We start from the raw sequence: 21,536 nt of genomic DNA, 5'->3' as shown, positions 1-21,536 counted from the left end.
AAGAACGCTTGGAGTCCGATGAGTTGACTCCAAGCGTTTTTTACTTGGTAGGTTATTTCAGCCGTTCACATTCATTTAGCATCCAGTTTGAAAATTCATGGAGTTCATCATTTGGGATATTGATTTCTTCCGCTTTCCCGTTGTAAACATCCAGACATTGTTCGACAATCCCCTTATATTTACCTGGCAAGTTGCCAATCCCCCATTCTCCACCTTCCTTTTTGGAAGCTACTGCATCATCTTTTAAAAAGTACATAACCCTGCATAAGTTAAGGGTGAAATAAACAGGGTTATTAGTAATTTCATCAGGCGCATCCTTGATGTCATTGAAGATGGACTCAATATAATAGCGTCTGTCAATTGGTTTGAATACTTCTGTCAGCTCCTGGCCCGCCAGCTTGATACCCCGGTAATAGGCAACGGTAAAATGCCCTGCTAAGTCCGGGTCGGACAATCCCTAGCCGCCGCATACATAATCGTCATCCGTTAAATAGTCGGGGTGAAAGAAATGCAATTCGAACGGTGTAGGGTAAACAAAGTCATCTAAATACCGCTTCAGGACGATGCTCATTTCCAGCTGATTACGCTTCCCATGTGTTAATGCCAGCAACCTTTTTATGATCTGCTTCTTAGTCCCTGTATTCATTTCTCTCTCGCAAATAACCAGCAGATCGATATCACTTCTATCTGGATTGAAGCATCCCATAGCCAGGGAGCCATGTAAGTAAACACCTGTCAGGTTATCTTTCATTTCCTCTTTGAAAATCGTTACGATGTCATCTAAATAGGTTGTTATCTCCATATTCCACCAGCTTTTTTTACAAAGATTAGGCTGAACGGGCCTATATGTATTGTAATGAACGATCCATTGATTTGTCACTGTAAAAGAAATCTCTGCAGGTATGATAAAATTCAAGATAGAGGCAATTTATTTAACAAAGGAGGAAAACAGCATGTCAGCACAAGAAGGTTTTATCGAGGTAACCGGTGGAAAGGTCTGGTACCAAATACATAATAGAGAATCGAAAAATACACCCGTGATCATTTTGCATGGGGGTCCGGGTTCGTCCCATTATTCCATGCAGGGGTTAAGAATACTGGCAGAAGACCGCCCTGTCATATTTTATGACCAGTTAGGCTGTGGAAAGTCCGACCGCCCGGCGGATACTTCTTTATGGCATATTGACCGGTTCATTGAAGAACTGGGGCAGGTAAAAGATGGCTTGGAACTGGATGGATTCCATATTCTCGGCCATTCCTGGGGAACAACATTAGCTGCAGCATATTACCTGGCTAAGCCGGAAGGAGTCAAAAGCATTATCTTTTCAAGTCCTTGCTTAAGCGCTCCTCTGTGGGCAGAAGACCAGGAGGAAAACCGCAAATTGCTGCCAGCCGATGTGCAGGAAACGTTAAGGAAAAATGAGGAAAACGGAACAACGGATTCTGAAGAATATAAGGAAGCTACGGCGGTGTTCAATAAGCATTTCGTCTGCAGGCTTGATCCTTATCCGGAGTTCTTGAAAAAAGGAAGAGAGTTCAGAGGGCCAGAGGTTTACAATCACATGTGGGGACCTTCTGAATTCCATGTGACCGGCAATCTGAAAAGTTTCGACTGCACCGGACAATTGCAGGATTTCCAAGTGCCCACTTTGTATACATGCGGCCGATATGATGAAGCAACTCCTAAATCAACAGAGTACTTCAGCTCTTTAACACCAAACGGGAAATTCCATGTGTTTGAGAGGAGTGCGCATATGCCTTATGTGGAAGAGACGGAGGAATACGTGCAGGTGATCGGTGAGTTTTTGAAGAGTGTGGATTGAGGAAATAAGAAGGGGAGACGGTGAGTTAATACCGTCTCCCTCTTTTACTTTTTCAGGCAGAAGAAATCTGCCTCTAAGCGCCATTTATACACTGATCTTTGGCTTGGCATCAGTGGACACCGTAATGATCTGTTTATTTCTTTTAAGGCCGAATAGAACCCTTAAAGTGGAAATGTTTTTAATCATAAAATGATAGATGAACGAAATAATCAAAAATGAAAGGACGGCCAGCAAAACGGATTTAACCGGAATGGACCAGCTGAGATCTTTGATGAAGAAACCAATTAACACAATGACCGGCTGGTGCAGGATATAAAAAGGGAGGGACGCTTCGCTGCAGTATCGGAGTGTCTTGTTGGTGAATGAAAAATACTTGTTGGCCAGGTAATAGAAAGCCAGTATGAAATTCAAGCTGCTGATGGCTAGTAAACTGGTAAACAACAGAAATCCCCCTGAATCATGGGCCGGCATGCCGTTAAGGAACCAAACCGTATAGGCTGTGGCAGCCAGGATGGCCAGCGTGATATGGATAGGGAAGGTCTTTCTTAATACAAACAGCAATTGGCTGCTGCTGAAAACATAGTATCCGGCAAGGAAAAACAAAAGGTACACCAGCAGGTCCCACCCTCCAAGGTTGACCATTTCTATGAATGCTGCGCCAAGGAATACGACAATCTGAAGGATCATTAAGTGAACAGGTGTGACCTTTTTCAAAGAGGCTGTTTTATTAAATAAATACATTGTTACAAGAGAAAACAAAATCAGAGCAAGAAGGTACCATAAATGCAGGCCGACAAAAGCAAAGTTCCCCGTACCGCCGATTTCTAAGTACAGTCCATTAAATGCTTGCGGGAGAAACGCAAAGAACGAACCAGTAAACTGGCCATTGTGCACTCTTTCAATATAGACTTGCGGGGGAGCCAGGATGAAAATCCCGAATAACAGGGGGATTCCCAAGCGGATGAACCTTCCCTTCATATAATGGCCAAGGCTTCTCTTTTGTAAAGAATAGTTGGAGCTTATCCCTGAAATCAAAAAAAGATTGGCATGATCCAAGTGCCGATCAGAAGGGAAAAGGTAAGGATTACGGTGCTGTCCAATTCATTATTTTTCACATGCCAATCAAAGGGGTTAAAAAACATCGAGCGATGGTACAAAAATACAAACAATGTTGCAATCACTTTTATCCAATCTAAATCATAGCGCCTAATGATTCCTTGTTTCTCCGTGATCAGGTCTCCTTGAAAATTCACTTGAATTACCTGTAGATTATTCGGCGTGCCCTTCAAAAATTCCTTCTGGGAGGGAATAAGGGGTATCCCAACCTATGGAGCAATTGAAAAAACCGAGAGCGGATTCGCTGTGCTCTCGGTTTAGAAAGGTTTATTTTCTCAATGTTTTCAAAGCCCCGCTCCAGGCTTCCACTTCATCAAGCATGGCATTGATGTTCGTAAAGTGTAACTCTTGAGGCTTGAATTCCGTTCCATTTTCGAAATCTGTAAATAAAGACAGTGTTGGGTGCGTGCGCACATCTGCCACTTTTACTTCACCCAGGATACCGCGAAGGTGCTCGGCTGCACGCGCTCCGCCTGTTGAACCGTAGCTGACGATGCCGGCTGCTTTGTTGTACCATGCTTCACGGGCAAAATCGATAGCGTTTTTCAATGCTCCGGTGATGCTGTGATTGTACTCCTGAACGATGAAGACGAAGCCGTCAAGACTTGCCAGTTTTTCATTCCATGCTGCAATTCCAGGTTCTGTTCCGTCAGTAGTCCCTAGGAACGGCAGGTTGTAATCAGAGATATCGACGATTTCGTAATTGGCATCTGCACGGTTATCAGCGATTCCTTTTACCCATTCTCCTACCTGTGGACTTACGCGGCCTTGGCGTGTGCTTCCTAAGATGATACCGATGTTTAATTTTGAGTTTGTCATTGTTGTTTCCTCCTTATTTTGCTTTCCAAATAATTTTTTATCATCCCTATAGGGCTCACCACATGCTTTAAACGTTTAAGCAGATTCGGTTGCCTGAAGGGTCTTCTGTCACAAAGTCGTCTGTGACGTGAACACCAATCTTTCTTAACTGGTCCACCACTTGATTTCGTTTTTCCTCGCTCGGCAGTACCAGCGAATATGATTTCAGTCCGACGCTGTTTGCTGCAGGGGGAGGGGCGCCGACACCGTTCCATGTATTCAGTCCGATATGGTGGTGGTATTTGCCGTCTGAAATGAAGAGGGCCTGGTCACCAAAGCGGCTGACGACATCGAATCCTAACCCTTTTGTATAAAATTCTTCCGTCTTCTTCAATTCGGAGACGTGTAAATGGATATGCCCCATGACCGTGCCGGCTGGCAGACCGTTCCATGGGTTTTCTCTTTTTATTGAAAGAAGATCCTCAAAATTGAGAGGGTCGACTGCCATTTTTACAGCTCCGTCATTCCAGCTCCACCCAGAAGGATCCCGGTCGGCATAAATCTCAATTCCGTTTCCGTCTGGGTCAGAAAAATAAAGGGCTTCGCTAACAAGGTGATCCGACGAACCGAGAGGCAATCTGATATCGGCGAAATGTTGGACGATATTAGCCAAATCGGCACGTTCAGGGAGAAGAATCGCAAAGTGGTACAACCCTGTCGTCCTTCCCGTTTTTGGGGCTATATCTTCCGGCTGTTCGAGAGTTACTAAGGCTGTTTGACCATCAGCTGTGAGACTGGCGGTTCTTTCGGTTTGTTCTAAAATGTTGAAGCCGATCACTTCTTTGTAAAAGAGCAGTGAGCGTTCCAGGTTCTGTACCTTGAGGGTTACTTGGCCAACGTAGGTTACAGGTTTTTGATGGAAGTTCACTCTAAACACCTCCCTTGATTCAGTTTAGTACTGTTTGTTATTTAGTTACTTAATGTAACCTATTATATTTTTATTACTTGATTACGTCAAGTATCTTTTTTGTAAAAAGTAATTTAGTTTATCCATTAAATTGGTTATAATAGTAGATAAGGAGTTGATTTCGTTGGATACATCGATTTGTCCGCGATTTGAAAAAGCGATGGGAATATTGAGCCAAAGGTGGACGGGTATCATTGTGTACCAGCTGCTGTCGGGGCCGCAGCGTTTCAGCGCCATCAGTTCAGACATCGGCGTCAGCAACCGTGTGCTTTCAGAGAGGTTAAAAGAGTTGGAGAATGAAGGCATCGTGAAGCGGGAAGTGTACCCGGAAACTCCCGTACGGATCGAATATTCACTGACAGATAAAGGCATGGCTTTAGAGCCGCTCATTCGAGATATAGAAAAATGGTCGCATACCTGGTTAGAGCCAGAGGATCAAGAACAGTAAGAAGGATACAACAGGGCATAGCGTCTCTTTGTGTCCTTTTATTATTTTGGGGAGGTCTTTCCATGAAGTTTATCTACTATAATGATACAGGCCGGACAGTCAATATCCATCCGGGAACATTCCGGCATGGCTGCGAGGGAAGTGGGGAGCCTATTAAGCCGCTGGAAGAAAGGGTATTCCATTTGCCTGAAGGCACCTATCCCTGGGGGAAGATGTGGGACTATGAGGAAATTGGATTGAGTATCTTGGTTGCGCCGGTGGTGGACGCTGAGCAGTGAGCAGGGGTGTGGCTGGTTTCCGTTTGGGGGCCAGTTTTTTTAGATAAGGGGCTTTAACACATTAACGCACTAAGAGGGACTGTCCCTCTTAGTGCGTTAATGTGTTAAAGTGATTTGGATAAGATTCTTTGCCTTCAAGCCCAAAAGACGCTTTCGGATATCTTGCTGAACCGAAAGCGTCTTTTTATTGAGGGATCTTGATGGTGAAGGTGGTTAATCCTTCTTCAGAATCTATGGTGATTCTGCCGTTATATTTTTCGATGATTTGCTTTACGATGAACAAGCCTTGTCCCCGGATTTCCTTTTCCATGCTTCTCTTCTTGGTCGAGTAACCTGGGGTGAAGATTTTTTCTTTTTGTTCCATTGTAATTGTGGGACCGGTGTTGGTAATGGAGAATACATATTCCTGAGTGTTGCTTTCACATCTGACCTCTATTTTTCGATCCTCTTTCACCTGTTCACTGGCTGCTTCAATGGCATTGTCGATAAGATTGGATAGCAGCTTGATCAGGTCCGTGGTTTGGATTTTACTGTAGTCATCTTCTGAGTTGTGAAACTCGATGGTGATGTTGTGGCTTTGGGCAGAGAGTGTTTTCGTTTGGAATAACACAGATAATGCCGGATTGCTGGACGTGGTCGGGATCTTGTACAGCAGCTGGGCCTCTTCACGCATGGAATCCGAATAGTCAAGGGCCTCTTTGTGTTTACCCAGTTTCAGCAGGCCGTTCAGAATCTGGATATGGTTGGCGAAGTCGTGACGCAGGGAACGCACGGACTGAATCAATGATTGGATTTCAGAATGGTAGGTTTCTTCTGTTTCCCCGATTTGCTTCTTCAATTCACGTTGATACCAGCCTTGCATCAGGACAAAAGCAGTCAATAATACGATGACGAAGAGACCGCTGTAAATCAGGCTGAAAATACTGTCCCTAATGGCAGTGTCGCTGATCCGGTCCAGGAGGGTGGTTTCGATGTCGATGCTCAGGAAACCGATGACCTGTCCCTGTTTGTTTCGAATCGGTGCTCCGGCAGATACATATTCCCCGTAGTGGGGGTCCTTGATTTTCCCTGTGAAGTAAGGTCTGCCTTCATAGGCCATTTGAATTTGGGCCACCGGTACCACACAGTCCATGCCGATATCATAATAATGTTTGCCATCGCGGGGAAAGCCTGTAATCATGACTTTCGGTGGAGTTTCACGGTCCTCGAAGGCCAATGTGTAAACATAGAGTGCGGCTGTGTGCTGTTTGGCTTCATATAAGGACTGCCTTATCTCCCAATAATCTTGGTTGCGCTCGGGGTTCTCCAGGAAACGCTCATAGGCTTCCACATCTACGGTCTCGGCAATCGATTTTGCCATTTCAAGTGCATTGTTCGCGACCGAAACATCGACTGCTTTTTTCGTTGTAAAATAGGAAACTAGTATATTGGCAGTCATTAAACATAAAAGGATTGTTACTGATAGAGTAATAATGAATTTAATCTTCCGGTTTGTCTTTATGGTGCAGCAGCCTCCTATCAGCAGATCCCTTGGAATCAATTTGAATTTTCATATAAATATATCACTCTACAAAATTCTACAAAATAAAGCAAACCCTGACAAGAGGCGGGGTGAGAAAGTATATGGGAGAGGTGAGGGTAGGGCAGAAAATAAATTTAAGGTGCGGTGCTTTATCACGTTAAAGCGTAATAGGGGACAGTCCCTCTTAGTGCGTTAATAGGATAAAGTGTTAATTAAGAAGGGAAGGTTCTTTTGTTTCTGGTTTGAAAGAAACGAGGAACCTTCCCTTTTTTTAATAGCCTTGGCCTTGAGGGTAGTAGGGGTACGGGTACGGGTACGTTTGGTAAGGGGATTGGTATGGATACGGATAAGGATACGGAGCTGGTACTGGATATGGGTAAGGGCCAGGTGAAGCGGCTGCTCCAACAGCAAGGCCGGTCAGGGCCCCTGCGCCAAATCCGGGTTTATATCCCCAGCCTGGATGATATCCCCCTGTTCCGCCATGATGCCAGCTTGCATGTCCGGCGCCATGTCCCCAGCTTGCGTGTCCACCGCCGCCATGCGGACGGAATGGATGATTGAAGGATGAATAGTTCATAGATATCTCACCTTTCTAAATTCAGTTTGAATATCATATGCAAAACGGCTGGGCTGGTGTCTTGAAAATTTCCCCTTTAGCGCATTAACGCGTGAAGAGGGACTGTCCCTCTTCATGCGTTAATGTGGTAAAGCGCTGTTTGCTGGGGTGATTGGCGGGTATGGGATATATACAGATACATATTGGTGATGATAGGAGGGTCGTTGTTGGAATTTAATTCAGTATTGGTTGCATTTGTGTTCATTGGAATTTTACTGGCGATAGGGAAGTGGCTGCGGGTCGCGGTCCCGTTTTTTCAGAATTATTTTATCCCAACATCCTTAATTGCCGGGATTATCGGCTTGTTGTTGAGTAAAGAGGTTCTCGGTAAGCTCCCATTTGTCCCGGGGGATTCTTTCCTGTCGAATGGGATTTTTACAGAAGGTTCTTATGAGGCGATGACTTCTTTGCCGGAAATCGCCATCACGATTATATTCGCATCGCTTTTCCTTGGGAAGAAGATCCCCGGCATCAAGAAAATCTGGTCCATAGCTGGTCCTCAGGTAGCCTATGGACAGTCGATCGCCTGGGGGCAGTATGTCATCGGAATCGTGCTCGCCCTGACGGTTCTTCAGCCGTTTTTCAATATGAGCCCCATGGCTGGAGCCTTGATTGAAATAGGGTTCCAAGGGGGACCGGGAACGGCGGCAGGATTGAGGAGCACTTTTGAAGATCTTGGTTTTTCCGAGGGTTCCAGTCTGGCGCTCGGCCTCGCCATGATTGGGATTCTGACCGGAGTCATTTCCGGTATCATCCTCGTGAATTGGGGAATCCGCAAAGGATATACGAAACAGGCTGACAGTCCTTCCAGTTTATCGGAGTTGCACAAAAAAGGACTTTACCCTAAAGAGGAAGACGCGGAAGGGGGGCTTTTGACAACCAGGACTGAGTCAATCGATTCCCTGACGTCCAACTTCATGTTCATCTTCATTGCCACTGGCGTCGGGATGCTTCTGCTTAGAGCTCTGGTCATGCTGGAGAATGCAACCTGGGGCTCGTCCTTTGAAATAATCCGGCATGTCCCCCTTTTCCCGATGGCGCTTCTTGGCGGGGTGTTGACACAGTTAATTTACAGCCGGTTCATTCCCTATAAGCTGATAGACAGGAAGTTTATTCTGCGGATTCAAGGTTTCGCTCTTGATGTATTGATTGTTTCAGCGATTACCACTCTGTCGCTGTCGGCAATCGGGCAGCACATCTGGCCATTCTTGATCCTTGCGGCAGCAGGCATCACATGGAATATCCTGGCCTTTCTCTTTCTTGCAAAAAGAATCATGCCCAACTACTGGTTTGAACGCGGCATTATCGATTACGGCCAGTCGATGGGAATGACGACCACAGGGCTTCTGCTTCTGCAAATCGTAGATCCGGATAAAGAAACTCCCGCCTTTGAGGCATTTGGATATAAGCAGATATTGTTTGAACCAATCATCGGCGGAGGGTTGTTCACTGCCGCTTCCATGCCGTTGATTCACAGTTTCGGAGCGATTCCTGTTCTGATTATCACAGCATCACTCCTGGTCATCTGGCTGGGTGTCGGACTGTTTTATTTTGGACGGAAAAAAGGGGAGGAATAGGATTAATCCTAACCACAACCGTTTCAATTTTCATGAGAAAAGGTAAAAAGAGAATAAATCGGTCATTAAGGGAGGGAAAATCGATGAAAAAAGTGGAAGCTTATTTCAAAAATGAAAATGACGCAGAGGGTGTAAGAACAAAGCTGCGAACGCTGAATGTTGAAGACGGAATGATCGAGAAAGTGCCGAACGGCAGAAACCTTACAGATATTGTGAGTGACCTGTTCGGCGGGGAGGAACATCGCCGGGGAGATAATCCCTATGTTTATAAATTCACGGTTTCTGAAGAGGATCATGATAAAGCAAGAACCATCGTGCAGGACCATTATGGCTATATTCGGTAAAAGTAAAAGGGATCCGAGCGTCCTGGCAAGTAAAAGCCCGAACAGAAGAAAGGAGTGTTTTTGGCCTTTGAACTTCCCGGGCTATATGGTACTGGGGGACAGTGCCCGTTCCTGCGATTAAGGGCCCCTTACGCTGCATATTGCCATTAAGAAAAACCATCCGTGTGCAGGATGGTTTTTGTCTGTTACTTTATTTTTTCTATCGTCTTCGCCTTTGCTCTCGGAGGATGGGTTTCCTGAATGCCGCCGTCCAGTTCTACGGCAATCTTGTCTCCGTTTGAAAACTCCTCTGCGTTTTCTGTTTCAATATAGATAAAATTAATGCTGTAGCCATCCAGCAACCCTTCTTTCGGTACGTCTTTTACCCATTGATAATCCAAGGCTGTTAAATCTTCCCCGACGAAAAGCTGATTGTCTTCAACAGATATCACATATCCATTAATAATATTTTCGCTTCTTTGAGGGGGATTGTTGGATAGTTCTATAATATCCTTTGCGATTTCTGTAAGGTTCTGGCCATCTTCGCTGTTGTCGCATGAAGCCCATCTGTAAGTACGCTCGCCGCCATTTATTTTTATATGCATGTAATAACTTTCGGCGTCTTCCTGGTCGTCGCATTTGTTATCAAGCGGATCGACATCCAGGTAATTGGCTAATACCAATTTTTTATAAACCTCTTGTTTGGCAGTTTCAGTGACATCTACTTTGTTTTCCAAGTCATCGCCATACGTTAATTCAACTTCGAATAAATCCTGCTGTTTGACATTATAAAAAACCTGTAAAGCTTGAATCATATTGGAAGAGGCACCATTGCAGTCTGTCATGTAGTAAGAAAGGTTGGTCGGATTTTCTTCCCGGGCTAATTGTTCACAAGTGCTGGTTGTGATCTTGCCGTTTCCGTACTCATCCCTGGTGGTATCGAATGTCACATTGATTTGTTTTCCGTCATAATCCAGATCAGTAATGATGGGATCCCCTTCGATTGTATATTCAAGCACCCGCAAATTTCCTTCTTTGCTTTTTTGGACCTGCTGATAAAAATTCTCCATGGCATCCAGCCCTTCGACCCCGCCATGAGTGTTGACGACATCTGCATTCAGTTCATATTTTAAGCTGCCTGGACTGTTGTCACCGGGGTCTTCTTCGGGGGTATTGCACCCGGTTAGGATGAGAATGGCAAGGCCCAGCATCGCGGCCAAACTCGAAAATTTCATTGGGGTTCCGCCTCCTTTTATTATTCTATCTTTTAATAATTCGGTAAGAATAGAGGGTTTTCCTTTTAAAAGAATTTAACCAGCAGTTTTAAAGGCAAGCGATAAAGGTATTAACTATAATAAGACTATTTTTACAACAGGAGTGGTAGAAGGATGGAACATATACAAGCTTATTTCAGAAACGAAAATGAAGCAGAGGATGTTAAAGTCAGGCTTCAATCCGTGAGGGCGACTGATGTAAAGGTGGAGAAAGTGCCCGAGAATGATAAAAACCTGTGGGATATGGTGAGAGATGTGTTCAGCAGAAGCGGCAGTTATGGTGAAGAAGATCATAACCCTCATGTAGTGGAGTTTAAGGTCGATGATGCTCACTATTCACAGGCGAAGGAGATTGTGAAGGAATATAACGGGCACTTACAATAGAATACCTTGAGAAAAGGCTTATCTTCACAAAAAACCATCCGCTTTTTCGGATGGTTTTTTCTTTTGAATTGCCGCAGCTGGGGACAGCTGATACGTTGACGCGTTAAAGCGCTAAGAGGGACTGTCCCTCTTAGTGCTTTAAAGGCGTAAAGCGTATAATAAGCCTTTTGGGGCAGAGAATAAGTGTGACTATGCTAAGATGGAAAACAGATGATGAGGAGTATCCTTGTTTAAATATGACACATGAACAAAGGGAGATACGATGACGAAAAATCCAGGATGGAATTTAGAGAATAGTTATGCGAGCCTTCCAGACGAGTTTTTCACTCTCAGGAAGCCGGAACCGGCAGCTGCACCGGAGAGGGTCATTTTTAATAAAGCTGTGGCGGAAGAGCTTGGTTTGGATACCGAGGCACTGAATAGCGAAGAAGGCACGGAGATTTTTGCGGGAAATAAGCTCCCTGAAGGGTCTGAACCGCTTGCCCAAGCCTATGCGGGACACCAATTCGGGCATTTCAACATGCTCGGGGATGGCCGTGCGGTGCTGCTTGGCGAACAAATCACGCCTGAAGGGAAACGTTATGATATACAGCTCAAAGGGTCAGGGAAAACACCTTACTCCCGCGGCGGGGACGGCCGTGCTGCACTTGGGCCGATGCTGCGTGAATACATCATCAGTGAAGCGATGCATGCACTAAGCATCCCGACGACACGAAGCCTTGCTGTGGTGACAACAGGCAAGGATATAATCCGTGAAACGAAACTGCCTGGAGCGATCCTAACCCGGGTGGCGGCCAGCCATATCCGGGTCGGCACCTTTCAGTTTGCCGCCAATTTTGGCGAACCGGAAGAACTTAAGGCACTCGCTGATTACACATTAGAGCGCCATTATCCGGAAATCAAAGAGGATGACAATCCCTATCTGTCGCTGCTGAAGGAAGTCATCAACCGCCAGGCGTCGCTTGTGACGCAATGGCAGATGGTCGGGTTCATCCATGGCGTAATGAACACGGATAACGTGACGATCAGCGGGGAAACGATCGACTATGGCCCTTGTGCTTTCATGGATACGTTCGATCCGAAAACGGTCTTCAGCTCAATCGACAGGCAAGGGCGCTATGCTTATGCCAACCAGCCTCCAGTTGCCGGGTGGAACCTTGCCCGTTTTGCGGAGTCGCTTCTGCCGCTTCTGCATGATGACCAGGAACAGGCGCTGAAACTTGCTCAGGAGGCGATTTCCGGATTCCCTGAACTGATCCATAGCAAATGGCTCGCAGGAATGAGGAAAAAGCTTGGTCTTTTCAATGAAGAGAAACAAGATAAGGAACTCATCGATATTCTGCTTAGCAAGATGCATGAATATGAAGCAGACTTTACGAACACCTTCGCAGCGCTGACCTTTGACAAACCGGAGGACACAGTGCTGTACGGGAAACCTGAATTTGAGCAATGGTATAACATCTGGAAGGAACGACAGGGAAGGCAGGAAGAAACACAAGAAGAAGCTCATGAACTAATGAGGAAAACGAACCCTGCCATCATCCCGCGGAACCATCGAGTCGAAGAAGCACTGGAAGCAGCGGTGGAAAGCGGCGATTATAGTGTGATGGAGCGGCTGCTTGCGGCATTAGCTGATCCATATGCCCATTCTCCGGAACAGGCAGAGTACGCCAAGCTGCCGCCTGACTCAGATGGCCCATACCGCACATTCTGCGGTACCTGATAGAGAATCATAATGAAAGACCAGGAATTTTCTCTGAAAAGAGGAAAAATTTCTGGTTTTTTCTATTTTTTTTATCAAAGAAAACCCTTTAACAGCAAGGCTGGACAGGCCATACATGACACTTGTCATACCCTGCATATGACACCTACTACTTATCAAGAATTCCCTTCAGACCTATACTATAGTTATCAACAAACGAAGGGAATTCAACCAAATGACAAACCTTAAAACTTTGAAAAAAGAAATTGCTCCCTACGAAAAGTCAACGACAAAGGAAAGTGTATGGCAGATCATCAACACTGTGGGTCCATTTGTTATTCTTTGGATTCTTGCATACCAAAGCTTATCTGTGTCTTATTGGCTGGCTTTAGTGCCAATGGTGCTGGCTGCCGGATTTCTGACAAGAATTTTCATTATATTTCATGATTGCACCCATTATTCTTTCTTTAAAAGCCGACGTGTCAATCGTATCGTCGGAACAGTCATGGGTGTCTTGACTCTGTTCCCGTTCGACCAATGGGGACATGATCATGCCGTCCACCATGCGACAAGCGGAAACCTCGACAAACGGGGTACCGGCGATATCTGGACACTGACTGTGAAAGAATATAAGGAAGCGCCTCTGAAGCTGAAGCTGGCGTACCGTTTTTATCGAAATCCACTCGTGATGTTCGGATTGGGTCCGATTTATGTTTTTCTTTTAAAAAATAGATTCAACCGTAAAGGTGCAAGAAAAAAAGAACGCAACAACACGTATCTAGTGAATGTAATCATTGTGGCGGTCATTGCGCTTCTTGGCATGACACTTGGCTGGCAGTCGTTTCTGCTTGTACAAGGTTCAATCTTCATGATTTCAGGTTCTATAGGTATTTGGTTGTTTTATGTACAGCACACGTTCGAGGATTCCTATTTTGAAGAGAACAGTGAATGGGAATATGTGCTGGCAGCAGTCGAAGGAAGCTCATTCTATAAGCTTCCAAAAGTTATGCAGTTCCTTACAGGGAATATCGGCTTTCACCATATCCATCATTTAAGCCCACGGGTTCCGAACTATAGGCTTGAAGAGGCGCATTATAACACAGAGGCATTGCAGCACGTACCGACAATCACTCTTGCTACAAGCTTGCAATCGCTGCGTTTCCGCCTTTGGGATGAGGACAAGAAGAACTTTGTAAGCTTTAGAGAAGGCATCAAGTCTGTTGCTGAGAAACGCATCTCGGCTGAAGCGAAACCGGAACTTTAATTTCATCATTCCTTGCCGGCTCTCCTTTTACCGTTTGATAGAAGGAGGGCCTTTGCATAGCAACTGCCCGAAAAGGAGAGAACATACATGATTCGCATAGTAATCGCAGAGGATCAAGAATTGTTGTTGGGTATCATCGGATCCCTGCTCAACCTGGAAGATGATATGGAAGTGGTCGGGCAGTCTGGCAAAGGGGACGAAGTGCTGGCTCTTGTGGAAAAACTTCGCCCGGATATATTTTTGATGGATATGGAGTTTTTTGAAAAAGTTAGCCCTATGGAAATGCTCAAACCATTCGGGAGCAAGCTAATGGTGTTAACGACTTTTGCGGAAACCGGTAACTTCCAGCGAGTAGTCGATGCCGATGTCAGAGGGTATTTGCCAAAAGACATTCCAAGTGAAGAGTTAGCATTATCGATTCGCAATATCATGGAGGGAGACCGGATATACTCTCCACAGCTCGTGGAAACTTCGAATGAGAATGAGGAAACACCTGAAGCGGATAGTGCAAATTCATTGTCTGCAAACGAGCAAATCGTATCAGCGCCAGGCGTTCAGCCTAATAAAACACTGGATACAGTCAAAAGTTATTTGACTACATTCAAAGATAAAATCAAAATACCCGCTGGTTAGCTTAAGCCAAACGGGCATATAAAAAGGAGATGGACGACGAATCCATCTCCTTTTTTGTTGGTTCCAGCGCGATATTATGAATGATTAACGCGTTAACGCAGTGAAAGGGACTGTCCCTTTCACTGCGTTAACGTTTTAAAGCACTAAGAGGGACAGTCCCTCTTAGTGCTTTACTATAGTAAAGGAATGTACAGTCCAATGTGCTGCAATAATAAAGAATTGGGGAATGCGGCCGATATATAGATGTGATAAGTCCATTTTTTAGAAAAGTAGGTTGAGAAATGATGTTCTCCGTACCTGATACAGATTCGATATATTTGCTTGATGGAAAATATTCTCTATTGATTGTTATCCTCTCCATTATTATTGCCTGCGGTGCCTCTTTTACAGCACTGTCCATGAACCAAAGAATGCAGCAAACGAGCTTTTTTTCAAGGAAATTCTGGCTTGCTTTGGCCTCGGTTGCGATGGGGCTCGGCATCTGGTCCATGCATTTTATCGGGATGAGTGCATTTATGCTGCCTGTACCCATGAATTATGATTTTACTTTGACCATCTTGTCTGTGCTGCCTGCAGTGTTAGCTTCTTATCTGGCTTTCTCTGTTGCAAACAGAAGAAACACGACTCACTGGTCTTATCTTTTTGCAGGTGTCATTATGGGTCTTGGGATCTCGGCCATGCATTATGTCGGCATGGCAGCAATGAAAATGGAAGCGGAATATGTATACAGACCTTGGATTTTCCTGTCGTCCATCGCCATTGCCGTGGTAGTTTCCTATGTAGCCCTATTTATATTTTCGACACTCCAGAAGTATATGGGAAATCTACTGATCAAGGTCGGTACATCAGTCATAATGGGCTTGGCCATAACAATATGCACTATACCGGAATGGCTGCAGTGGTGTTCTATACTGAGGAACCTCCAGGCGCAAACTTGCAGCACATGCATATGGACATGCCCTTGCTAATCACTTCTGTCACCATCGGTATTGCCATCTTGTTGGTCCTGTCCAGCTTAACCAGTTTACTCGACCGTTATGTTGATTACCGATTAAACTATTTTGATTCATTGACATTGCTGCCTAATCAAAGACAATTTGAAAAAGACCTTCAGGCAATCGGAAGGGGGGACGGCTTAGCCATCCTCCACATTCATAACCTGGAGAGGTGGACGAACGCTCAGGGCTATGACTTCGGAGATCGAATCATAGAGGCTGTGAAAAATAATATCCTCCTGTATTTCCCAGACGGTTCGAAGGTTTATCGAATTGAGGGAAACAGGTTTGCCGTGCTTTCTCCAGAGGGACACAGCTATCAAAAATTCAAAAAGCGATTGGAAAAGCTGTTATCGGTATTACAACACCCCCTCATGGCAGGGGATCATCAGGTTATGGTTGAGATGGTGTGTGCCTTTTCTCATACGGAAAAAAATGAGAATGTTAAGGAGCTTTTCTCCAATAATATGGCTGTCCTTCAACATCCGTCCATTAAGTACAAGCATGAATTAGTAGAGTATGATCAAAATATCCACCGGTACAGTTTTGAAAATCAGCTTGTCCTTGATATTGACCGGGCTATAAAAGAGGAAGAGCTATTTATTGTTTACCAGCCTAAAGTCAGTTCGAAAAACTGGGAGATTTCGGGTCTTGAGGCGTTATTGCGTTGGGATCATCCAGAATTCGGAATGATTTCTCCGGGAGTATTCATTCCTATATTAGAAGCAAATGGGAAGATTTTCGATGTAACCGACTGGGTGATTGATGAAGTGTGCAGGCAAATATCCAGATGGGACAATGAAGGTGTTTCCCGCCAGCAAGTTTCCATTAATATTCCTGGAGCATATGTGACCTCCTCAAGGCTCCTGGCTGTCCTGGATCAGAGTGTCGCAAAATATAGGGTTGAAAGCCGGTTCATAGAATTGGAAGTGACCGAAACGAGTGTCATTCACGATATCGATAATGCCATTACTGCCGTAGAAAAATTTAGGGAGCTGGGCCTCTCCGTAGCACTGGATGACTTCGGGACAGGTCTTTCATCTTTGTCCTATCTTAGGCAGATTCCGATATCAACCATCAAGATAGATAAATCCTTTGTCGACCGTGTGCCATCGTGTGAAAAAGATTCATCCGTCCTGCGGGCCATCATCACATTGTGTTATTCATTGAACTTGAAAGTCGTCATTGAAGGAATCGAAACCAAGGAACAGGTTGATTTCATTACATCCATGGCCGAAAATCCTCATATTCAGGGGTATTACTATTCACAACCAAGAAGGGCTGAAGAGATTATTACCTGGATGAGTGAAAGGGAAGTTGCGGTTGTTGGGTGAAAAGATCAAGATCAGATTTTAGTAAAGTAGACGCGCCGGGGACAGTCCCCCGGCGCGTCTTTGCGTTAAAGCACGAAGAGGGACTGTCCACGGGTGTTGATTATCCATTAAATGTAAAATAAGCGGTATCATTAGACAAGAAAAGCCACTCTCTTTTAGAATGTTTGTTACCTCTAACAACACTAAAAAGGAGAGTGGCTTCATTGACTAACTTTAACAAATTATCCGAGGTTCTTCAAACGTTCATTACTGACGAAGAGGTGGAAAGACTCTGTGAGAAGTGGGGTTATCGTGACACGGCAAGAAAATTTTCCGCCAGCGATTTGGTACGCTTTTTTGTCATTTCCTCTGCGAAAGATTGGAAGAGCTTTCGAGAGGCCGAAACCAAGATGCCCCAAGAAGACAGTTTGCCTTCAGTTGACCACTCAACCCTTGCCAAAAAGGCTCAAAAGGTCCCTTATCAGATCCTTCAAGAATTATTCTCTCGCTTAGTCAATCGCTTAGGGCGTGGAATGCGCCGAGCGCTGTTAAAACCCTATAAACTATTCGCGGTCGACTCCACAACCATTACTTTTCAACATCCAGATAGGAGCTGGGCGGGTTACACCCGTACTCGCCACGCTATTCGTCTCCATACAAAATTCGATGTAGAAGAAGGACAACCTACCCAGGTCATCCATACAACCGGACGCCACCACGATGTCATGGTAGCACCCAAGCTATATGAAGACTCGGAGCCTCTGTCCATCATCACCGCAGATAGAGGATATGCAAGGACGAGAGACTTTGAGGATTTACACGAACACGACCAATTCTTTGTGATTAGAGTCGCTAACTCCTTCTCTCTCTCGGAAGAGAAGGAACACAGTGTACCTATTGATGAAGGGGGCAATGTGAAAGAAGACCTGACAGCCTTTATCGGAAAACGTTCCCGTAAGACAAAGAGTCGATTCAGAGTGGTTACGTTTACCGACAACGAAGGAAACAGAATAAGAGTTGCGTCGAACTTAATGATGATGTCCCCTGAAGACATTGCTTATATCTATAAGCTCCGCTGGCAAATCGAGTTGTTTTTCCGTTGGGTAAAAGGCAATCTGGATCTTTCCAATCTCTTTGGAAATTCGCCGAACTCTGTATATAGCCAGGTTTATGGCACTCTTATCAGTTACTTTCTTTTACGCTGGATTTACAATCAAACAAAAGAAGAGTGGGATATCCTGCACTCTTTCACCTTTATAGAATTCACTCGTCGTTACATAGCACACACCTTACCTGTGGAGGTAAGGTGTGCAAACAAGTCCCTTTTTGAACAAAGGGGAAGTCTGTGCCAATCTCTTGGAAAAATATAGCTAATCAACACCCGTGGGGGACAGTCCCTTTCAGCGCGTTAATACTTTAAAGCACTAAGAGGGACTGTCCCTCTTAGTGCTTTAAAGGGGGAAAGCGGCCGTTTCTCACTCATGCGTCCTGTGATAGAATAAACAGTAAAAATGACGAAATTTTCATACATAGGGGAGCCGTTTATGAAGAGTTTATTGGGGAATGTATCGGTGGATATGATTGAGACGATTTTGGAGAATGCGTTTGAATGGCTGGTGGTGGTTGACCGTGAAGGCAGGATACTTTTCATCAACCAGAATTATTGTGAGTTTCTGAAGGTGGATCGAGATCAGGCTGTCGGCAGCCATGTGACGGAAGTGATTGAAAATACGAGGATGCATCTTGTTGCCGAATCAGGTAAAGCAGAGATTGCCGACCTTCAATACATAAAGGGAAATTATATGATCGCCAACCGGATTCCAATCATTGTCGACGGTGAATGCATTGGCGCTTTCGGATCGGTGTTTTTCCGTGACACGAGTGAATGGAAACAGATGAGTTCACATGTGAAAAACCTGCTCTCTACAATGCAAAGCTACATACAGGACATCAACAACGGTGCGAAATATACATTAACGGACATTTGGGGAAGCACGCCCGCGATGGATGAGCTGAAGCAAAAAGTCCAGACGATTGCCCCGAGTGACATCTCCATATTGATCAGAGGTGAAAGCGGAACGGGAAAAGAGCTGTTTGCCCACAGCATTCACCAGCTGAGCGAAAGAAGCCAGCAGCCTTTTATCAAAGTGAATTGTGCAGCTATCCCGGAACAGCTGCTCGAATCGGAACTGTTCGGGTATGAGGAAGGAGCTTTTACCGGTGCCAGAAAAGGCGGGAAAAAAGGGAAATTCCAGCTGGCAGACAAAGGCACTCTGTTTCTTGATGAGATTGGCGATATGCCGTTGAATATGCAGGCAAAGCTTCTAAGGGTCCTCCAAGAAGGGGAAGTTGAACCGGTAGGATCGTCTAAAACGAATCAAGTGGATGTGAGAATAATTGCAGCCACGAACCGCCCGCTTGAAAAGATGATTGAAGAAAAGCTGTTCAGGCAAGATCTTTACTACAGAATCAACGTTGTCCCGTTCGTTGTTCCGCCTTTAAAAGAAAGGATAGAAGATATCCCTCTTCTTTCAAAAAAATTTATAGGCAAGGCCTCTGAAAAGTCAGGGAAACGGATAAAGGGAATTGATCCGGAAGTTCTGCAGATACTGAATAATTACAGCTGGCCGGGAAATATCCGTGAACTGGAAAATGTCATTGAGGCATCGACCTATTTTACCAGCGACGGAATCATCACGAAGGAATCGCTGCCTCCTTATATGAAAAGTCAAAGTCCATATGAACTGGGAGAAAAGAATCTAAGAGATATAATGGAGGAAACAGAGAAAAAAGTGATTCTCCAGACACTGAAAAAATATGGCGGCGATAAACGGTCAGCTGCCAAAGCATTGGGAATCAGCAAATCCAGTATGTATGAAAAAATCAATAAGTTTGGGATCGAATAGAAGTGTCCGGAAATCTGGAATTCAGTCCAGGTTTCCGGACGCTATTTTATTGGCGGAAATATCAGAATTTATTTAAAACGCTTACATTTTTGTCCGGAAATCTGGAATGGGTGAAAGTTCATATTTTAGACAAGGTTGATATATTAACTTTTGAAAAGTTGGCACAATTCTTGCTTATTAAATAAATGAACTGATTTTTATAACAGCTGTGAAAGGAGTGGGACTCTGTGAAGCGGGTTTACAGTGATTGTATGGAAGCTATAGAAGGCATTCAGGATGGCATGACCATAATGGCTGGCGGTTTCGGTCTGGTCGGAATACCGGAAAATCTGATTCTTGCTCTTGTTGAAAAAGGGGTCAAAGATTTAACGGTCATTTCAAATAACTGCGGAGTGGATGACTGGGGGCTCGGACTGCTGCTGGAAAAAAGGCAGATCAAGAAAATGATCGGCTCCTATGTCGGCGAAAATAAAGAGTTTGAGAGACAAGTTTTATCAGGTGAATTGGAAGTCGAGCTCGTACCTCAAGGAACACTGGCGGAAAGGATACGTGCTGGCGGAGCAGGCATTCCGGCATTTTTCACCCCGGCCGGTGTCGGGACGGCCGTTGCCGAGGGGAAAGAAACAAGGATATTCAATGGAAAAGAATATGTCCTTGAGGAAGCCTTGACTGCTGACTTCAGCCTTGTAAGGGCGGCAAAAGGAGATCGTGCAGGAAACCTTGTCTACAATAAGACCGCACGAAATTTCAACCCGATGATCGCGGCGGCGGGAAAGGTAACCATCGCTGAAACCGAAGAACTAGTTGAAATCGGCTCCATCGATCCAAATGAAGTTCAGACACCGGGAATCTATGTTCAGAGAATGATAGAAGCAAAACAGGAAAAAAGAATCGAAAAACGAACGACAGCAAAGTAAGGAGGAATTCCTGTGGATAAGCATGCAGTAAGAGAACGAATCGCCAGGCGGGCAGAACAAGAAATCAATGATGGTGATTACGTCAACTTAGGGATCGGGATGCCGACCCTGGTGGCGAATTATATTGCAGAAAACAAACATGTCGTGCTTCAGTCAGAAAACGGGCTGCTTGGCATCGGGCCATACCCTTCCGAGGAGGCAGTCGATCCGGATTTGATTAATGCGGGAAAAGAAACGGTCACGGCCATTCCGGGATCTTCTTATTTTGACTCTGCTGAATCTTTTGCGATGATCCGCGGCGGACATGTGGATGTTGCAATCCTCGGCGGAATGGAAGTCTCTGAATCTGGTGATTTGGCAAACTGGATGATTCCAGGCAAGATGATCAAAGGGATGGGCGGAGCGATGGACCTCGTCCACGGCGCCAGGAAAATCATCGTGATCATGGATCATGTATCAAAGAATGGTACACCTAAAATTGTAAACGGTTGCAGCCTGCCACTGACAGGCAAAGGCGTAGTTAACCGCATTATCACAGAGAGAGCGGTCATTGATGTAACAGAAATCGGCTTGAAGCTGGTCGAAGTATTTGAAGGGTTCACCGTAGAGGACGTTATTAACTCCACTGAACCGGATTTAGATGTAAGTGATGTACAATAATTATTTTTTAAAAACAAAGG

Annotated in this window: 24 protein-coding genes; 15 read left to right on the top strand and 9 right to left on the bottom strand. The window is 45.0% G+C overall.

Going from position 1 to position 21,536, the window contains the following annotated elements; translation table 11 throughout:
• Positions 1 to 52: 52 nt before the first annotated feature.
• Entirely contained in the window at positions 53 to 454 is a 402-nt protein-coding gene (locus M1E09_RS18910) for a DUF4111 domain-containing protein (RefSeq protein WP_456272368.1), read from the bottom strand.
• Between the two features lie 3 nt (positions 455 to 457).
• A complete protein-coding gene (locus M1E09_RS18905) occupies positions 458 to 802 on the bottom strand; it encodes a nucleotidyltransferase domain-containing protein (RefSeq protein ID WP_456272367.1) in 345 nt (114 codons plus the stop codon).
• Between the two features lie 151 nt (positions 803 to 953).
• Between M1E09_RS18905 and M1E09_RS18900 the strand changes: the two genes are divergently transcribed.
• Entirely contained in the window at positions 954 to 1,823 is an 870-nt protein-coding gene (locus tag M1E09_RS18900) for a proline iminopeptidase-family hydrolase (RefSeq protein ID WP_456272366.1), read from the top strand.
• A gap of 84 nt (positions 1,824 to 1,907) precedes the next feature.
• Here the strand turns inward: M1E09_RS18900 and M1E09_RS18895 are convergent, their stop codons facing one another.
• The 4 genes from M1E09_RS18895 to M1E09_RS18880 form a co-directional block, all read right to left on the bottom strand.
• Positions 1,908 to 2,801, bottom strand: coding sequence for an acyltransferase family protein (locus M1E09_RS18895; protein WP_456272365.1), 894 nt, complete (start codon positions 2,799 to 2,801; stop codon positions 1,908 to 1,910).
• Positions 2,802 to 2,854: 53 nt separating this feature from the next.
• Positions 2,855 to 3,112, bottom strand: a complete 258-nt coding sequence (locus M1E09_RS18890; RefSeq protein WP_456272364.1) for a hypothetical protein — start codon at positions 3,110 to 3,112, stop codon at positions 2,855 to 2,857.
• A 94-nt stretch (positions 3,113 to 3,206) separates the two neighbouring features.
• A complete protein-coding gene (locus M1E09_RS18885) occupies positions 3,207 to 3,758 on the bottom strand; it encodes an NADPH-dependent FMN reductase (RefSeq protein ID WP_456272363.1) in 552 nt (183 codons plus the stop codon).
• A gap of 67 nt (positions 3,759 to 3,825) precedes the next feature.
• The gene (locus M1E09_RS18880; protein WP_456272362.1) at positions 3,826 to 4,665 is read right to left on the bottom strand and encodes a VOC family protein; all 840 of its coding nucleotides are present in this window, start codon (positions 4,663 to 4,665) and stop codon (positions 3,826 to 3,828) included.
• A gap of 163 nt (positions 4,666 to 4,828) precedes the next feature.
• Here M1E09_RS18880 and M1E09_RS18875 point away from each other — a divergent pair, with 163 nt between their 5' ends.
• The gene (locus M1E09_RS18875; protein ID WP_456272361.1) at positions 4,829 to 5,152 is read left to right on the top strand and encodes a winged helix-turn-helix transcriptional regulator; all 324 of its coding nucleotides are present in this window, start codon (positions 4,829 to 4,831) and stop codon (positions 5,150 to 5,152) included.
• Positions 5,153 to 5,214: 62 nt separating this feature from the next.
• Positions 5,215 to 5,430, top strand: a complete 216-nt coding sequence (locus tag M1E09_RS18870) for a hypothetical protein (protein WP_456272360.1) — start codon at positions 5,215 to 5,217, stop codon at positions 5,428 to 5,430.
• A 184-nt stretch (positions 5,431 to 5,614) separates the two neighbouring features.
• On the opposite strand, the gene M1E09_RS18865 is transcribed toward M1E09_RS18870, so the two are convergent.
• A complete protein-coding gene (locus tag M1E09_RS18865) occupies positions 5,615 to 6,970 on the bottom strand; it encodes a sensor histidine kinase (RefSeq protein WP_456272359.1) in 1,356 nt (451 codons plus the stop codon).
• Positions 6,971 to 7,223: 253 nt separating this feature from the next.
• A complete protein-coding gene (locus M1E09_RS18860) occupies positions 7,224 to 7,529 on the bottom strand; it encodes a hypothetical protein (RefSeq protein ID WP_456272358.1) in 306 nt (101 codons plus the stop codon).
• A 206-nt stretch (positions 7,530 to 7,735) separates the two neighbouring features.
• Between M1E09_RS18860 and M1E09_RS18855 the strand changes: the two genes are divergently transcribed.
• Both M1E09_RS18855 and M1E09_RS18850 read left to right on the top strand, forming a co-directional pair.
• Positions 7,736 to 9,145 (top strand): sodium/glutamate symporter, encoded by a 1,410-nt coding sequence (locus tag M1E09_RS18855; protein ID WP_456272357.1) that lies wholly within the window; start codon positions 7,736 to 7,738, stop codon positions 9,143 to 9,145.
• An 83-nt stretch (positions 9,146 to 9,228) separates the two neighbouring features.
• On the top strand, positions 9,229 to 9,489 hold the full coding sequence (locus M1E09_RS18850) for a hypothetical protein (RefSeq protein ID WP_456272356.1): 261 nt from the start codon (positions 9,229 to 9,231) through the stop codon (positions 9,487 to 9,489).
• Between the two features lie 185 nt (positions 9,490 to 9,674).
• Here M1E09_RS18850 and M1E09_RS18845 read toward each other — a convergent pair whose 3' ends face one another.
• Positions 9,675 to 10,703 (bottom strand): DUF4362 domain-containing protein, encoded by a 1,029-nt coding sequence (locus M1E09_RS18845; protein ID WP_456272355.1) that lies wholly within the window; start codon positions 10,701 to 10,703, stop codon positions 9,675 to 9,677.
• A gap of 153 nt (positions 10,704 to 10,856) precedes the next feature.
• On the opposite strand from M1E09_RS18845, the gene M1E09_RS18840 reads away from it, so the two are divergent.
• The 10 genes from M1E09_RS18840 to M1E09_RS18795 all read left to right on the top strand — a co-directional run bounded on the left by M1E09_RS18840 (position 10,857) and on the right by M1E09_RS18795 (position 21,516).
• Entirely contained in the window at positions 10,857 to 11,126 is a 270-nt protein-coding gene (locus M1E09_RS18840) for a hypothetical protein (RefSeq protein WP_456272354.1), read from the top strand.
• A gap of 262 nt (positions 11,127 to 11,388) precedes the next feature.
• Positions 11,389 to 12,849: a protein adenylyltransferase SelO gene (locus M1E09_RS18835; RefSeq protein ID WP_456272353.1), complete on the top strand. Its 1,461-nt coding sequence runs from the start codon at positions 11,389 to 11,391 to the stop codon at positions 12,847 to 12,849.
• Positions 12,850 to 13,063: 214 nt separating this feature from the next.
• Positions 13,064 to 14,092, top strand: coding sequence for a fatty acid desaturase (locus tag M1E09_RS18830; protein WP_456272352.1), 1,029 nt, complete (start codon positions 13,064 to 13,066; stop codon positions 14,090 to 14,092).
• A gap of 87 nt (positions 14,093 to 14,179) precedes the next feature.
• Positions 14,180 to 14,725, top strand: a complete 546-nt coding sequence (locus M1E09_RS18825; protein WP_456272351.1) for a response regulator — start codon at positions 14,180 to 14,182, stop codon at positions 14,723 to 14,725.
• Positions 14,726 to 15,006: 281 nt separating this feature from the next.
• Entirely contained in the window at positions 15,007 to 15,693 is a 687-nt protein-coding gene (locus tag M1E09_RS18820) for an MHYT domain-containing protein (RefSeq protein WP_456272350.1), read from the top strand.
• A complete protein-coding gene (locus M1E09_RS18815) occupies positions 15,675 to 17,054 on the top strand; it encodes a putative bifunctional diguanylate cyclase/phosphodiesterase (protein ID WP_456272349.1) in 1,380 nt (459 codons plus the stop codon). The genes M1E09_RS18820 and M1E09_RS18815 overlap by 19 nt, the downstream gene beginning before the upstream one ends.
• Positions 17,055 to 17,257: 203 nt before the next feature.
• A complete protein-coding gene (locus tag M1E09_RS18810) occupies positions 17,258 to 18,403 on the top strand; it encodes an IS4 family transposase (protein WP_456272348.1) in 1,146 nt (381 codons plus the stop codon).
• A 174-nt stretch (positions 18,404 to 18,577) separates the two neighbouring features.
• The gene (locus M1E09_RS18805; protein WP_456272347.1) at positions 18,578 to 19,939 is read left to right on the top strand and encodes a sigma-54 interaction domain-containing protein; all 1,362 of its coding nucleotides are present in this window, start codon (positions 18,578 to 18,580) and stop codon (positions 19,937 to 19,939) included.
• A 251-nt stretch (positions 19,940 to 20,190) separates the two neighbouring features.
• Positions 20,191 to 20,856 (top strand): CoA transferase subunit A, encoded by a 666-nt coding sequence (locus M1E09_RS18800; protein ID WP_456275035.1) that lies wholly within the window; start codon positions 20,191 to 20,193, stop codon positions 20,854 to 20,856.
• A 12-nt stretch (positions 20,857 to 20,868) separates the two neighbouring features.
• Positions 20,869 to 21,516, top strand: a complete 648-nt coding sequence (locus M1E09_RS18795) for a 3-oxoacid CoA-transferase subunit B (protein WP_456272346.1) — start codon at positions 20,869 to 20,871, stop codon at positions 21,514 to 21,516.
• Positions 21,517 to 21,536: the final 20 nt, after the last annotated feature.

The organism is Bacillus sp. AK031 (genome assembly GCF_053903065.1).
Note: the sequence above shows the minus strand (reverse complement) of the source record. Positions and strands in the feature narration are given on the sequence as shown.

Coding starts and splice junctions, on each gene's coding strand:
- M1E09_RS18905 (WP_456272367.1), bottom strand. CDS start 802: ATGGAGATAACAACCTATTTAGATGACATCGTAACGATTTTCAAAGAG.
- M1E09_RS18900 (WP_456272366.1), top strand. CDS start 954: ATGTCAGCACAAGAAGGTTTTATCGAGGTAACCGGTGGAAAGGTCTGG.
- M1E09_RS18895 (WP_456272365.1), bottom strand. CDS start 2,801: ATGAAGGGAAGGTTCATCCGCTTGGGAATCCCCCTGTTATTCGGGATT.
- M1E09_RS18885 (WP_456272363.1), bottom strand. CDS start 3,758: ATGACAAACTCAAAATTAAACATCGGTATCATCTTAGGAAGCACACGC.
- M1E09_RS18870 (WP_456272360.1), top strand. CDS start 5,215: ATGAAGTTTATCTACTATAATGATACAGGCCGGACAGTCAATATCCAT.
- M1E09_RS18860 (WP_456272358.1), bottom strand. CDS start 7,529: ATGAACTATTCATCCTTCAATCATCCATTCCGTCCGCATGGCGGCGGT.
- M1E09_RS18850 (WP_456272356.1), top strand. CDS start 9,229: ATGAAAAAAGTGGAAGCTTATTTCAAAAATGAAAATGACGCAGAGGGT.
- M1E09_RS18845 (WP_456272355.1), bottom strand. CDS start 10,703: ATGAAATTTTCGAGTTTGGCCGCGATGCTGGGCCTTGCCATTCTCATC.
- M1E09_RS18840 (WP_456272354.1), top strand. CDS start 10,857: ATGGAACATATACAAGCTTATTTCAGAAACGAAAATGAAGCAGAGGAT.
- M1E09_RS18835 (WP_456272353.1), top strand. CDS start 11,389: ATGACGAAAAATCCAGGATGGAATTTAGAGAATAGTTATGCGAGCCTT.
- M1E09_RS18830 (WP_456272352.1), top strand. CDS start 13,064: ATGACAAACCTTAAAACTTTGAAAAAAGAAATTGCTCCCTACGAAAAG.
- M1E09_RS18825 (WP_456272351.1), top strand. CDS start 14,180: ATGATTCGCATAGTAATCGCAGAGGATCAAGAATTGTTGTTGGGTATC.
- M1E09_RS18820 (WP_456272350.1), top strand. CDS start 15,007: ATGATGTTCTCCGTACCTGATACAGATTCGATATATTTGCTTGATGGA.
- M1E09_RS18815 (WP_456272349.1), top strand. CDS start 15,675: ATGGACATGCCCTTGCTAATCACTTCTGTCACCATCGGTATTGCCATC.
- M1E09_RS18805 (WP_456272347.1), top strand. CDS start 18,578: ATGAAGAGTTTATTGGGGAATGTATCGGTGGATATGATTGAGACGATT.
- M1E09_RS18800 (WP_456275035.1), top strand. CDS start 20,191: ATGGAAGCTATAGAAGGCATTCAGGATGGCATGACCATAATGGCTGGC.